At 60.7% G+C, this 13746-nt stretch carries 10 protein-coding genes; 7 read left to right on the top strand and 3 right to left on the bottom strand.

All coding sequences use genetic code 11. The features are described from left to right. Positions 1-9: 9 nt before the first annotated feature. The gene (locus J8C05_RS08700; protein WP_211421825.1) at positions 10-1959 is read right to left on the bottom strand and encodes a tetratricopeptide repeat protein; all 1950 of its coding nucleotides are present in this window, start codon (positions 1957-1959) and stop codon (positions 10-12) included. Continuing rightward, entirely contained in the window at positions 1956-3038 is a 1083-nt protein-coding gene (tsaD, locus tag J8C05_RS08695; RefSeq protein WP_211421824.1) for a tRNA (adenosine(37)-N6)-threonylcarbamoyltransferase complex transferase subunit TsaD, read from the bottom strand. Before tsaD ends, J8C05_RS08700 begins: the two co-directional genes overlap by 4 nt. Before the next feature lie 159 nt (positions 3039-3197). Here tsaD and J8C05_RS08690 point away from each other — a divergent pair, with 159 nt between their 5' ends. From J8C05_RS08690 to J8C05_RS08665, 6 genes are all read left to right on the top strand, one after another. Then, complete coding sequence (locus J8C05_RS08690; protein ID WP_211421823.1) at positions 3198-3650, top strand: BrxA/BrxB family bacilliredoxin; 453 nt, start codon at positions 3198-3200, stop codon at positions 3648-3650. Between the two features lie 42 nt (positions 3651-3692). Beyond that, the gene (locus J8C05_RS08685; protein ID WP_211421822.1) at positions 3693-5015 is read left to right on the top strand and encodes a spinster family MFS transporter; all 1323 of its coding nucleotides are present in this window, start codon (positions 3693-3695) and stop codon (positions 5013-5015) included. Positions 5016-5260: 245 nt separating this feature from the next. Then, positions 5261-6913, top strand: a complete 1653-nt coding sequence (locus tag J8C05_RS08680; protein ID WP_211421821.1) for a GWxTD domain-containing protein — start codon at positions 5261-5263, stop codon at positions 6911-6913. A gap of 51 nt (positions 6914-6964) precedes the next feature. Beyond that, positions 6965-9379, top strand: a complete 2415-nt coding sequence (locus tag J8C05_RS08675; protein WP_211421820.1) for an LptF/LptG family permease — start codon at positions 6965-6967, stop codon at positions 9377-9379. A gap of 86 nt (positions 9380-9465) precedes the next feature. Further along, a complete protein-coding gene (locus J8C05_RS08670; RefSeq protein ID WP_211421819.1) occupies positions 9466-9687 on the top strand; it encodes a helix-turn-helix domain-containing protein in 222 nt (73 codons plus the stop codon). Positions 9688-9691: 4 nt separating this feature from the next. After that, positions 9692-10549 (top strand): hypothetical protein, encoded by an 858-nt coding sequence (locus tag J8C05_RS08665; RefSeq protein WP_211421818.1) that lies wholly within the window; start codon positions 9692-9694, stop codon positions 10547-10549. Here J8C05_RS08665 and J8C05_RS08660 read toward each other — a convergent pair. Continuing rightward, positions 10518-11285, bottom strand: a complete 768-nt coding sequence (locus J8C05_RS08660) for a DNA methyltransferase (protein WP_211421817.1) — start codon at positions 11283-11285, stop codon at positions 10518-10520. The genes J8C05_RS08665 and J8C05_RS08660 overlap by 32 nt on opposite strands. A gap of 396 nt (positions 11286-11681) precedes the next feature. Between J8C05_RS08660 and J8C05_RS08655 the strand changes: the two genes are divergently transcribed. Then, the gene (locus J8C05_RS08655) at positions 11682-13745 is read left to right on the top strand and encodes a (Fe-S)-binding protein (protein WP_211421816.1); all 2064 of its coding nucleotides are present in this window, start codon (positions 11682-11684) and stop codon (positions 13743-13745) included. The last annotated feature ends 1 nt before the right edge of the window (position 13746 follow it).

The raw sequence follows: 13746 nt of genomic DNA, 5'->3' as shown, positions 1-13746 counted from the left end.
GCCAATACGTCAGTGCGGAAGGGGACTGGAAAAGGTTGGGCGCTGGGCGTCGAGGTCTTTCAACTGCTGTTCGACCGCGTCGCGCAGCGCCGGGTCAGGGCGTCCTTCAAGAACTTGACGATAGCAGAACCGCGCCCGCTCCGGGTTTCCGGCGGCGAGGTGCAGCCGACCAAGGGCAGCCCACCAGCGCAGTTCATCAGGCTGAAAGCGGAGCGCCTGTTCATAATGCCGGATGGCCTGGGGGGTTTGTCCCTGGCGCTGGCGGATAACCGCAAGCTGGGCATGGAGTCGGGCATCCTCCGGGACAAGCACGAGTGCGGCCTCGAATTGGGCGGCGGCCGCATCCAACTGTCCTGCCTCGAACAGTATCACACCGAACAATTCACGGTAGGGCATCCATGTGGGGTCGCGGGTCACGGCTTCATGTGCCGCCTTCCGCGCGGCGTCCGAATTGCCCAGCGCAAGGTGGGCTTTGGCCAACGTCGCGCACGTTTCCGCCAGCGGAAGGATGGCGCGGGCGCGTTCGAGGGCGGTCACGGCTTCGGTCAACCGTCCGGCGTTGAGCTGTTCTGTGCCGTAGGCCTGCCACAGCCAGACGCTGCGTTGGTTGCCTGTGGTCAGCGAGCGGGCCACAGCGGTCAGGCTGTCGCGGTAAAAAACGCTTTCCTGCCGTGTGTGCCAGGACGCCTGCCCGGTCAGCAGGGCGATTGCCCCGGCTGTCAGCCACTGCGCCCACGGACGTGACGCGGTGCCGTTCCAGAGGGCATGGAAACCGGCTGCCGCTGCCAGCGCATATCCCACACTGGGCAGGTACATCACCCGCTCGGCGAAAACGAAGCCCAACGGCCGAAGGAAGTGTGAAAACATGGCGGCGCTGCCGATCAGAAAGGCCAGCCCAACCCAGGCCGGCGACCGGCGGCGGTAGCTGACCACGAGCAGGCTGCCGGCTGCGGCAAGAACGCCTGTCGCCGACCACAGCCGTCTGTCGCGCCACATGGTCACGACAGGGATGCTGTCGAAGGAATAGTCCACCTGCAGCGGAAAGGGCCACAGGTGCATGACGAGGTATTTCGCCAGCAGGACAAGTCCGGTGGCCCAGCGCTCCCACCGCCCGGCGTAAGCGAGGGGATTCATGGCAAAGTCAATCGGTACAATTTGCACACCGGACTGAATCCGCTGGTGGAGATACCAGAAGAAGGCCGTGCTTACGGCACATGCGATGCCCGTTCGCCAGCCCCGTTTGGCGAGCGCCCCCAGCCGCTGCCAGCCGGTGCCGGGCGTGCCGGCCCATCCGATGAGCAGCCAGAGCGGAAAAAACAGCACGGCGGATTCCTTGGCGAGCCATCCGGCAAACAGACAGAGGGCCGCTCCACCTGCCAGGAGCCAGTGTTGCCAGACGGGTCGTTCCGGTGGGAGCTTCAGGGCGGCTACCGCCAGCCCAAGGGCGCTGAGCGCGCCAAGGGCCGCCAGAAGTTCAGCCCGACCGACGATCATGGCGATGACTTCGGTGTGGAGCGGATGCGTGACAAAGACGACTCCGGCCAGTCCGGCCACAAGGGTATCCTGAAGCCAGGCATAAACCACCCAGAGCATGAGCCAGGAAACGATGATGTGCAGCGCCACATTCACAAGGTGCTGCGGAGCCGGGCCGTTTCCCAGAGAACGCGCCGTGAGAACATAAGAGGCAATGGCCAGCGGTCGGTAATGGAAGTTCCGATGCCCTCTTTCCGTTGAAAAGGTGCCCTGCCAGTAGTGCTTCTGAAACAGCGCCGGAAGACTGGCCGTTGCGGCTGCATTGGGGTTGCTCTCCACAATACCTACGTCATCAATGACATAGCCGTGCGTGAGGGTCCTTTCAAAGCTGTACCAACCCAGGACGCCGATGAGCAGCCCCCAGAGGAACACAACCCAAACGGGTGCTTTCTTCTGGTGTGCCGTCGGTCGGTCGGTTCCGGTCATGCTCGAAAGGGCTGCGGGCGCGCGGCAGTGTGGCTTCCAAGGCGCAGCGACGGGGCAGGTTCCAGCGACCAGTCGTGCCGTTCGCCGCGCACGAGGTGGGCATAGCCGGCGGCCGCAATCATGGCAGCGTTGTCGGTTGTGTACCTGGGGTGTGGAACGCGAATCCCGACACCCATGCGCTCCGCCAGTTCGGCCAGCGCCCGCCGCAAGGCCGAATTGCACACCACGCCCCCGCCCGTGAGCACCACCCGTGGACGGTAGGCCACGATGGCCCGCTCCAGTACGCCGATCAGCGTGTTGACCACCGCCTGCTGAAAGCTGGCGGCCAGGTTGCGGATGTCGTCGGGGGCCTGCGCCAGGATGGTGTCCCGGTTCAGCCCTTCCGGCAGCGGCGCAATCTGCTGCTCGCGGATGTAGCGCAGCACGGCCGTTTTGAGTCCGCTGAACGAAAAATCATAAGGGGCGTCGGGGATGAGCGGCGGGCGGTACACCAGCGGCGCAGCTTCCGGGCGTCCGGTCTGCGCCAGCCGGTCGAGGATAGGGCCGCCAGGGTAGCCAAGGCCCAGACGGCGGGCGGTTTTGTCGTAGGCTTCACCGGCGGCGTCATCACGGGTGTGTCCGAGACGCTCATAAGTCAGTGCGGCCGGAAGATAGAACAGGTCCGTATGCCCGCCGGAAACAATCAGGGCCAGGGCCGGATAGTCCCAGTCGCCGTATTCAAAAACTGTTGAGAACAGGTGTCCTTCGATGTGGTGCACGCCGACCAGCGGAACATCCAGCCCCAGAGACAGCGCCTTGGCGTAAGACAAACCGACCAGCAGCGCGCCCACCAGCCCGGGTCCGTAAGTGACGGCAATCCCGTCGAGGCCGTCAAAGCCAGTCCCGGCCACGGCGCTGGCCACCACGTCCGCCATCGCCTCCAGGTGCTGGCGGGAGGCAATTTCTGGAACGACACCGCCGTAGGGACGATGAACCTCCATTTGGGAGGCAATGATGTTCGAGATGACCTGTCGCCCCTCGATGACGACCGCGGCAGCCGTTTCATCACAGGATGTTTCAATGCCCAGTACCGTCCGCATGGGCGGGACGATACTAGGAATCAAAACGGCGGCACAAGGCGACGGATGCCGATGGTCATGCTAGGGTGAAGCAGGAATGACCAGGCCAGTTTCGTGGGCATCGCTTTGCGTCACCGTTCTGGCTTATATTTTTTTCTGTTTGTGGAGGAATGACCCCCGATGATGTACGGATTCGATATGGAGCGCGCGCTGCGCGCCATGCGTGCGGAATTGACCAATCATGGTGTGCAGGAACTGCGCACGCCGGAAGAAGTGGATGCCGTTCTGGGCAAAAAAGAGGGCACGGCGCTGGTCGTCGTCAACTCAGTGTGCGGGTGCGCCGCTGGGGCGGCGCGTCCGGGCGTCGTTGAGGCGCTCAAGACCAGTACCGTCCTGCCGGACCACATCACCACCGTTTTTGCCGGGCAGGACAAGGAAGCCACGGCGCGGGCGCGTGAGTACTTCAAGGGTTTTGCGCCCTCTTCGCCTTCGGTCTGGCTGCTCAAGGAGGGGGAGGTGGTCTTCAAGCTGGAGCGACACCAGATCGAGCACCGGAGCGCCAGTGACATTGCGGCTGACATCCGTACGGCCCTCCAGAAGCACTGTAACCGCGCCGGTGTGGCGACGGCCTAGTTTCCCTCACAACCCCGGTGATGTTGTCCGATTGAAAAACCTATGAGTCATGTTCCGGCGCCCCATCGGGTTGCGCCTGCGACGACGGACGCGGCTGACGCCGGGGCTTCGGCGTCAGCTTCGCGTTATGCCTGGTACATCCTGTTCATCCTTACCCTGGTGCAGGTGGTCAACTACGTTGACCGGCAAATTATCCCGCCCTTACTCAAGCCCATTCAGGACGAGCTGAATCTGAGCAACACTGCGGTCGGGTTCCTCGGGACGGCCTTTATGCTGGTGCATTCCCTGGCGGCCATCCCACTGGGGGTGCTTGCCGACCGTGTGGCGCGCCGGAAAATCATTGCCGCCGGTGTCGGCTTCTGGAGTCTGGCGACGGCAGGGGCCGGATTTGCGTCATCCTACAGTCACCTCCTGCTGGCACGTGGCGCGGTGGGGGTGGGCGAAGCAGCTTATGCGCCGGCGGCCACCTCCCTGCTCAGTGACATGTTCCCGGCGCGGATGTGGGCCAAGGTCATCGGGATTTTCAATCTTGGACTGGTCATTGGCGCGGCCGTGGGGTTGGTGCTGGGCGGCGTGTTGAGCGAGAAAATCGGCTGGCGGGCCTGTTTTTTCGTCGTCGGCCTGCCGGGCCTGCTCCTGACCGTTGTCGTCTGGCTGTTTCGTGAGCCGCCCCGCAGTCACCTGACCGAACCGCCAAAATGGGCCGACATGGTTCAGGTGCTGCATATCAAGTCGTTCTGGCTGGTCATTGCCGGAGCGGCCAGCGTGACCTTCGCCGCCGGGGCTCTGGTGCACTTCCTGCCGAAGCTGGTCACGGAAGTCTATGCCGTTCCCTCGTCACAGGCCGCCGTGCGGCTGACGCCCATCGTGATTGCGGCGTTCCTGGGAGTGATTGCCGGAGGGGTCATCGCCGACTGGTTGCAGCAGCGGTTTGCGGCCGGACGCGCCCTCACCATGGCCGTGGCCTTTCTGCTCGGCGCCCCTTTCCTGTACTGGGGATTGTACGCCCCCACGTTGGGCCAGTTCATCACGGCCGGTTTCATCGCCACGTTCTTTATGAGCTTCTACCACGGACCCGTCGCGGCCATTGTCACTGATCTCGTCCCCGCTTCGCTGCGTGCCACGGCCATTGCCTTTTACATGTTCGCCATTCACATCCTGGGGGATATGCCTTCGCCGGTCATCGTGGGATTCCTGTCGGACGTGATTGCCGGTGAACAGGCTTCGGCGGCGGTGATGACCGAGGCGCTCCGGCAGGCAATGTTGCTGTGTGTGGCCGCCACGGCTCTCAGCGGGATTATCTTTGCCGGCGTGTCGCCGGTTTTGCGGCGGCGCGCAGTGGCCATTGAACCTGTCTCCGCATAGTGCACCCGGCATTGTGCGGCCCGGCCGCGTCTGAATGTGCGCCCGGAAAGGTGGCGGTGGCGGAAGCTGCCGCGCCGCTGCAAAGTCCTGTTCCCGTGGGCTTGCGCCGCCGGCCGGCAAGTGTTCTAAACTCACGTCTGCATTGGCGAACGGCTCCCGGAGCGCACTGACGGGGGCTGCTTCGGCCCGGGCAGCGTGACCCTTGGTTTCAAAACACGGAAGCGGTCGTGGAGGTTTTGCCGACCATGTCAAATCTGAAGGATATTGGGCGTTTGGTGCTGGCCGTCGGGCTGGGGATCGCTACGGCGCTGGCGCCTCTGGCGACGTACGCGCAGGAAGATTCACAACCCAAGAAGAAGAAACCGCGCAAGATTGAACTCGACAAAATTTACCAGCGTTGGGTCAACGAAGACGTGGACTACATCATCACGCCGGAAGAGCGCGCAGCCTTCAAAAAACTTCAGACCGACGAAGAGCGCGAGGAATTCATCGAGCAGTTCTGGCTGCGGCGCGACCCGGACCCGGACACGCCGGAAAATGAGTACCGCGAGGAATACTACCGGCGCATTGCCTATGCCAATGAAAAGTTCACCTCCGGCATTCCCGGCTGGAAGACGGACCGGGGGCGTATTTACATCACCTGGGGGCCGCCGGATAGCGTCGAATCGCGTCCGGCCGGGGGGCCTTACGAGCGCCCGATTTACGAAGGCGGCGGAACGACCTCGACCTACCCGTTCGAGATTTGGTTCTACCGGTATCTGGAAGGCGTCGGTTCGGGCATCGAGATCGAGTTCGTGGACCCGACGGGAAGCGGCGAATACCGCATTGCCCGCAACGCCGATGAAAAGGATGCCCTGTTGTTTGTTCCGAACGCCGGCTTGACCCTGGCTGAGCAGCTTGGGCTGGCCTCGAAGGTGGACCGGCCGTTCTTCAATCCCGGCAACCGGTATGGCAACAATCCGCTGTATCCGATGCGGACGCAGGACATGCCCTTCGAGCGCCTGGCGATTCTCACCAATCTCCAACGCGCCCCCTCGGTACGCTATCGCCAGTTGGCCGAGCGGGTTGACCAACAGGTGGAGTTCGACGTGCTGCCGTTCGACGTGCGCACGGACTTCCTGCGCGCCGGCGAATCCGCCATCGTGACGACCTTTACCCTGATGTTCAACAACGGCGACCTGGGCTTCAAGGATGAGGGTGGCATTCAGAAAGCCCAGCTCAACATCTATGCCCGCGTGTCGGCGCTGACCGGCAAACGGGTGGGGATTTTCGAGGAAGCGCCCATCATCACCTATCAGCAGTCCCAGTTCGAGGTCGGACGCAAACTCAACTCCGTCTATCAGAAAAGCCTGATCCTGCCGCCGGGCAACTACAAGATTGACTTCGTTGTCCGCGATGTGACGAGCGGGCACACCGGCATCGTCCGCCAGGGTTTTGAAGTGCCGCGCTACTCGCCGGAGGCGCTTTCGACGAGTTCACTCATTCTGGCCGACCTCGTCGAGCCGGTCACGCGCGTTTCGGGCAGCCAGTTCATCATCGGCGCCAACAAAGTGCGGCCGAGTGTGACGCAGCGCTTCAAGCAGAATCAGTCGTTGGGGGTGTACATGCAGGTGTACAACGTCCAGATTGACCAGGCTTCACTGCGTCCGGCCATCGAAGTCGAATACGTTATCACCAATGTCAAGACCGGGCAGGAAGTGCAGCGTATCCGTGAGGACGGCAAAAATGGCATTTCCGACCTGAGCGGTTACGGACAGCAGATTGTGCTGGGGCGGCTCATCCCGCTCGAAAAGCTGGAGCCGGGCAGCTATGAAGTCACCGTGGTCGTGACCGACAAAGTGGCCCGGAAGACGCTCACGCCCAAGACGTTCTTCACTGTCGAGCCGGCCAAATCCTGACCGGGAACGGGGCTTCCGCTCACGGCCGTCCGCCGGAGTGGAAGCCCCGTTGTGTTTTCTGCCCGCCCTATGCGGCTTCTCGACCGCTATCTCATCCGTGAAATTCTGCCTTACGTCGCCACCGTCTTTTTTCTGCTGACGGCGGTGATTTTCATTCACGAGGCCGGACGTTTCTCGGAACTGTTCGTCGTCTTTGCCCGGCGTGGTCTGTCGAGCACGCCGCTTATCAAACTTGTTCTGTCGCTGCTGCCCGGCATTGTCATCTTCACCCTGCCGGTTGCGTTTCTGGTGGGCGTCACGATGGCCATGGGACGGTTGTCCGGCGACCGTGAAATCGTGGCCCTGCAGGCGGGCGGAGTGGGACGCTGGGCGCTGTTGCGTCCGACGCTGCTGGTCGGCATCGTCGTGACATGCATCACCGGCTACAACACCTTGTATCTGCTGCCGACGGCCGTCAACTCCCTCAGCCAACTCAAGAAAACGCGCTCCGAGCTGTTGCTGCGCAGTATCGAGACCTACATCAAGCCCGGCACGTTCACCGAAGACCTGCCAGGCAAGATTCTCTACGTTGACCGGAGCGACGGGGAGGGGAAGTGGCAGCGGATTTTCATTGCCGAGACTTCTGCCCAGCCGAACGAGGAACCCAAAATCTACTCGGCCGAGTCCGGGCAGATCATCGTCGGCAGGACGTTGCAGGACAGTGAGCTGCGGCTGGAAAAGGCGCGGGTCTATGGCCAGGAATCGCGGCAGCCGGACGAGATGACAAGCTACTTCGTGAATGCTTCGGGCAGCCTGACGGCCAGTTTTGCGCTTGGCAAGGAAGAGGGCAATCCTGACCTGCAGGCCCCGCCGCCGGGGCCGGAGTTGCTTGCCTTTCCCGACCTGTGGCGTTTCAAGCCCAACGGCCCGGCTCAGGCGCGGGCCGTGGCGACGGAGATACACAAACGGATGGCCCTGCCGGCGGCCTGCCTGATATTTGCACTCTTTGGGGTGGCGCTGGGGGTGACGACCCTGCGGAGTGGGCGGTCCGGGGGGTTGTTCATTGGCATCGTGCTGGCGCTGGCCTTTTACCTGCTGATGCTGGGGGGCGAGCGGGCAGCGCGCAGTGGCGCACTGCCCGTCGCGCTGGCGGTCTGGTTGCCCAACCTGCTGTTTCTGGGATTGGCCGGCGTGATGTCGGGTGGCATCGGGCAGTGGGTCTCGCGCTGGGCGGTCTGGAACTGGTTCTGGCGAGGGGGGCGTTGGGTCTGGGAACTGATCCTCTATGTGGGGCGGCGGCTGTGGCGCCGGACTTCTGACACGAACCTTCCGAACTGGCTGGTTGTGGGAAGGTCAACGGCATTCCCGGCGCCCCGCATCCGATTGGGATTTCCCCGGATCGTGGACGGCATGATGTTTCGTGAGGCCGTGGGGGCCTTTCTGCTCGTCCTGCTTGGGTTGGTGGGTATCTTCCACGTGTTCACGCTGTTTGAACTCATCAACCCGATTGTCCAGAACCGCATCGGTTTCGGGATTGTCGCCGGCTATCTGCTGTTTCTGACGCCCCAAATCCTGAACTACATGCTGCCCTTTGCCGTGCTGGTGGCCACGCTTGTCACCCTGGGGCTGCTGGCGAAATCCGCCCAGCTCGTGGTGCTCTATGCCAGCGGGCAGAGCCTTTACCGGCTGTCGCTGCCGCTGTTTCTGGGTGGCGGGCTGGCTGCGCTGCTGATGGCTGGCCTGCAGGAACTCGTCCTGCCTGTCTCGAATCCGCGTCAGGATTACCTGCGTTACCAGATTCGCGGCGGGACATTGCCGCCGCAGACCTTCCATCAGAAAAACCGCAAGTGGTTTCGCGGGCGCGACCACCGGATGTTCAACTTTGCCGTCTTCGACACCGAGCGCAACGAGTTTACGAGTTTTGGCATGTATGAACTTCATCCCACGACGGCCCGGCTGATGTCACGTACCTATGCGGCCAAAGCCCGGTGGGACGCCGTAACCGAAGAGTGGGTACTGACCAATGGCTGGCGCCGGACGTTTTCGGGCGACGGGCTGGAAACCCGGCGCCAGCCCATCGGCGAACTGCGCCTCAAACTGGCAGAAACGCCGGATTACTTCCGGCAAAGCACGACGGACATCGCCAAAATGAGTATCGGCCAGTTGCAGCAACAGGTGGCGGAACTCACCGCGCAGGGGCTGGATGTCGAAAACCTGCAAAGGGCTATTCAGGTGAAAATTGCCGCTCCGCTGGCCTGCTTCATCATGGTGCTGGTTGGCATTCCTTTTGCTCTTACCGTCGGGCGGCGCGGGGCCATGGTGGGAATTGCCATCGGTATTGGGCTGGCCGTGGCGTTCTGGGGGACGGTCAACCTGTTTGAGCAACTCGGTTACTATCGCCTGCTGCCGCTGTTCTGGGCGGCCTGGGGGCCGAACCTGTTGTTCGGCAGCGGCGGGCTGTATCTCCTGCTGTCCGCCAAAACCTGACGCGGTTCCCGGCAGGACAGCCCGTGCGCAGGTTTGATACCTATAGTCCGTAGCCCTATAGACAGCAGCTTTGGTTGAGTCGGAGCATGGAACGTCGGCAGGATATTCTCGTTCGGTTTGGATCCCGGGTCCGGGAGTTGCGCTTGAGCAAAGGCTACTCACAGGAGTCTTTTGCGGCCAAGTGTGGTTTGGACCGGACCTACGTTGGCGGTATTGAGCGCGGCGAACGGAACCTCGCCCTTCGCAATATCGAGAACATTGCGAAAGCCTTGGATATATCCCTCTCAGAATTGATGCGTGGACTCTAAAGACATGACGGAAGATTTGATCAAGGAAGCTTATGGCGAAGTAAAGCAGCAGTGCCGCGTTGATTTGAAGAGCAACGCTGCTGGATGCGCGATATTGCAGCTTGCGCTCAAGTCGCTGACATTCCTCGTAAACGAATGCCAGCAGACTAATCTTGTCTCCTGTGTTCCCGAAAAGAAGTATTTCAGCTTCAGGAAGGACAACATCGTCGCACGTCCCGCGAACAAGGAATTCTTTCTACTCTGTCCTGACGCCGTATCCCGGCTGTGGGAGAGGTGGCAGGCGGAAACCATCACCACCGTGGAGTTTGGGCAATTGACCTACACCGTGGCGCTTGCACCATGCCTGGCGCTGGAGATATTTGACCGCCAGAACAAAAAAGGTCCGGCGACATTCTTTGAGTGCTACGTAGGACATCTTTTCGCTCGAGCCGTAAGTGTAAATCCGACAAAGCGCGCCAGATTGCCCGTTCACGGGCGGGATGTTCTGATGACCATGGACTTTTTGATGGACATCGGCAGGAAGAAAGTGCACCTGCCGGTGAAGATGTCTTCCAGGGAGCGGGTAGTCCAGGCGTGGGCGCACCAGCGGCTTCTCAATGAAGCCTATAGGAGCCATGCGTACCAAGGAATAATGGTGCTATTTTCTGAGACGAAACTTGACTCGCGGTCCCTGAAAGTTGTTGAGATATGTGTGCCTGACCAATGGCTGGTCTATCAGAGTTTGCTCGCCCGCATGGACCGCATCTACTACTTTGATATTCCTGTCCGATACCAAAAGCTGATGCAGCAATTCCCGAACCTGATATCCATCAAACAGTTCGGGGAGTTTTTCAGTGAAAGAGAGGAAATTCTTCATTCTTAGCAGGGGGCAGCCGTGGTTTCCCTGTACCGTTGGTCGTGATCTGCAGTCGGTTCTTGAGTCCCGCCCATCGCTTCCGGCCCTTGGGCTTGAGAAACACAAGGAAATAGGAGTGGTTTTTTCTTGCGTGAGCCTGCTTCAGCAGGCGGCTTACCCCCGGTCTTCCGTTGCGCACGACAACAAAGAGGTCTTCCACAACAAAGCCATAACTTTGAAGTTCGTTGATGATCTCAACGTGGGTCAGGCGTTGCTGATTGGCACATACCTCGTCCTGGCACTTGACCACGTAAGTCCCACCTTCCCTTAGAACCCGCCACGCCTCGCGGGCTGCTTTGAAGTAGAGGTCAAGGACTGCCTCGTGGTACTTCTTCTCTGACCTGGTGAGATTGTTCTTGTAGTAACCCTCGTAGTTTTGATGGTCAACATGCGCTGTCCCGCCGGGCGTGTGCATGTACGGTGGGTCGAAAACAACGCAGTCAATAGACCCATCCTGGTATGGGAGGCTTCGACAGTCCACCCCGGACTGGAGGTCAGTCGCCAGGAGCTTGTACGCATCGGGAGGGACATTTCGCCAGAAAACCCCCTTCCCATAGGTTACGTCAGCGACAGTGCTGCCAGGCTCAACATAGAGAGAAAGGACAAACGGGAATACCTCGTCGTTTGTGCCGACGTATGCACTGAAAACGAGATCGTTGGTAGGTGTGCCGTCCGGCGATTTACGCTTTTTCCTGGCCGTCATCAGAAACCTGTGAACCCCTGCGGCGTTTGATGACTATACGTATCGGGTCATTGCCCGTCAAGTGAAGCTTTTGTTCACCCGTCTCAGTCGGCAAAGCCGCTCACATACAATCGGGCAGCAAACACTTGTCCCAAAGAGGTGTTACCTGCAGCCGGAGATAATCCAGGCAGGCGTGATGGGTGGCGATGTTTCGGAAATTTTCCAGCAGTTCGACAAGACAACCGAGCCGGAGAGTGTTAGGCTGGATACGCTCCACCGGCTGAAGGCAGCTTCAGCCGACATTCCACCTCACCTCCACGTACCTGCTGGTCCTCCCCGGTCCGCCCCGCCGGGCAGGGTTGTGGCAGGGAGAATGAATGAACCGTCATTCATTACTGGAGAATGCGCGCTTTCGCCATGACCATCAAAAACGCCATCTTCATCGTGTTGTTCTTCGCCGCCGTCGGCTACTTCCTGTTCAATGCCTGGCGGCTCATCGAATACATCCGGGTCGGCAAGCCGGAAAACCGCTTTGACAATCTGCCCCGTCGGCTCTGGGACCTGCTCGTCATCGGGTTTGCCCAGACCAAAATCATGCGCCACTGGTGGGCCGGCGCGCTCCACGTCGCCGTCTTCTGGGGCTTCTGCATCCTGACGCTGGCTTCCTTCGAGGTCGTGCTGGAAGGCTTCCATCCGCAGGCTTCACTGTACTTTCTGCCCGGCTATGGCGTCCTGACCTGTTTGCAGGACATCTTTGGCGTGCTCGTCCTCGTCGCTTCTGTGACCTTCCTGTTCCGCCGCTACGTCACCAAGCCCAAGCGGTTTTCCGGGCGCGAGATGACCCCGGCCAGCCGGCTGGATGCCACCATCATCCTACTCATGATCATTGCCCTGATGGTGACGATGTTCATCGCCAACGGCACGCATCCGGCCACCAACAGCGTCATTTTCGGCTTCCGTCCGATTTCGGATGTCGTCGGACTTTACCTGGGTGGAAACCAGAACGAACTGCTGTTTGAAGCCGCGTGGTGGGGGCATGCCGTCGTGCTCTTCGTGTTTCTCAACTATCTGCCGTTCTCAAAGCACCTGCACGTCATTGCCTCCCTGCCGAATGTCTTTTTCGCCTCACATCAATCGTCAGGCGTACTACCCAAAATGGACCTCGAAGCCGAGGACATCGAAACCTTCGGCGCTTCGGACATCGAACACCTCACCTGGAAGCAGTTGTTTGACAGCTACACCTGTACGGAGTGCGGGCGCTGCACGTCCGTGTGTCCGGCCAACAACACGGGCAAGCCACTGTCGCCGCGCAAGATCATGATGGACATCCGCCACCGCATCGAGGAAAAGGGCGAGCTGACCATCGGCAAGCTGGGGACGTTCACCAAAGGCATTGCGGCCAACGGCCACGGCAATGGCAACGGGGAACTGCCCGAACATGTCAAAGACGTACTGGCGCAGAAAATCATCAGCGAACGGTTCATCACACCCGAAGAACTCTGGGCCTGTACGACCTGCCAGGCCTGCATGCAGGAGTGCCCGGTCAGCATCGAGCACGTGCCCACGATTGTGGATATGCGCCGCAACCTCGTCCTGCAGGAAGCCGACTTCCCCAGCGAACTGAACACGCTGTTTACAAACCTCGAAAACAAATACTCGCCGTGGGCTTTCAGCCATGACGGGCGCGCCGACTGGGCCGAAGGACTGGAAATACCACTGATGTCCATGATCGAAGCCGACCAGAAACAGGTCGAAGTGCTGTTCTGGGTGGGTTGCGCCGGGTCGTACGATGATCGCTACCGCAAGGTCGTCCAGTCTGTGGCGCGCCTGCTCAAAAAGGCCGGGATTTCCTTTGCCATTCTCGGCAAGGAGGAGAAATGTACCGGCGATCCGGCCCGCCGTGCCGGCAATGAGTACCTGGCCCAGATGCTCATTCAGGAAAACGTCGAAACACTGAACAACTACAAGCCTCGTTTCAAGACGGTGCTCACGTCCTGTCCACACTGCTTCAACGCCATCAAGAATGAATGGTCACAGTTTGGCGGCACGTTCGAGGTCATGCATCACAGCCAGTACCTGTCGAAACTCGTGGCCGACGGGCGCATCACGCCCACGCAGAAGATTGAAGCCACAGCGGTCTATCACGATTCCTGTTACTTGGGACGGTCGAATGGTGTCTATGAGGAGCCGCGCCAGGTGCTCGTCCAAATCGGCACGAAACTGACCGAAATGGAGCGCTCCCGCGACAAGGGCATGTGCTGTGGCGCGGGCGGTGCGCGCATGTGGATGGAAGAAGCGGCCCCGCGTGTCAACGTCGAACGGACGCGCCAGGCGCTCGAAACCAAGCCCGATATGATCGCGGCCGCCTGTCCCTTCTGCCTGACGATGCTGACCGACGGCCTCAAAGCCCACAACGAAGAGCGGGTCAAAGCCTTTGACATCGCCGAACTGCTCGATCAGGCAACGGGTGGCGACAGGTAGC

The organism is Chloracidobacterium sp. N (genome assembly GCF_018304765.1).
Taxonomy (GTDB): Bacteria; Acidobacteriota; Blastocatellia; order Chloracidobacteriales; family Chloracidobacteriaceae; genus Chloracidobacterium; species Chloracidobacterium aggregatum.
This window is presented reverse-complemented; position numbering and strand designations above follow the sequence as displayed.

Bases quoted from the DNA above. Each gene is read 5' to 3' on its own strand.
- J8C05_RS08670 (WP_211421819.1), top strand. From the start codon at position 9,466: ATGGAACGTCGGCAGGATATTCTCGTTCGGTTTGGATCCCGGGTCCGG.
- J8C05_RS08685 (WP_211421822.1), top strand. From the start codon at position 3,693: ATGAGTCATGTTCCGGCGCCCCATCGGGTTGCGCCTGCGACGACGGAC.
- J8C05_RS08655 (WP_211421816.1), top strand. From the start codon at position 11,682: ATGACCATCAAAAACGCCATCTTCATCGTGTTGTTCTTCGCCGCCGTC.
- J8C05_RS08700 (WP_211421825.1), bottom strand. From the start codon at position 1,959: ATGACCGGAACCGACCGACCGACGGCACACCAGAAGAAAGCACCCGTT.
- J8C05_RS08680 (WP_211421821.1), top strand. From the start codon at position 5,261: ATGTCAAATCTGAAGGATATTGGGCGTTTGGTGCTGGCCGTCGGGCTG.
- J8C05_RS08665 (WP_211421818.1), top strand. From the start codon at position 9,692: ATGACGGAAGATTTGATCAAGGAAGCTTATGGCGAAGTAAAGCAGCAG.
- J8C05_RS08660 (WP_211421817.1), bottom strand. From the start codon at position 11,285: ATGACGGCCAGGAAAAAGCGTAAATCGCCGGACGGCACACCTACCAAC.
- J8C05_RS08690 (WP_211421823.1), top strand. From the start codon at position 3,198: ATGATGTACGGATTCGATATGGAGCGCGCGCTGCGCGCCATGCGTGCG.
- tsaD (WP_211421824.1), bottom strand. From the start codon at position 3,038: ATGCGGACGGTACTGGGCATTGAAACATCCTGTGATGAAACGGCTGCC.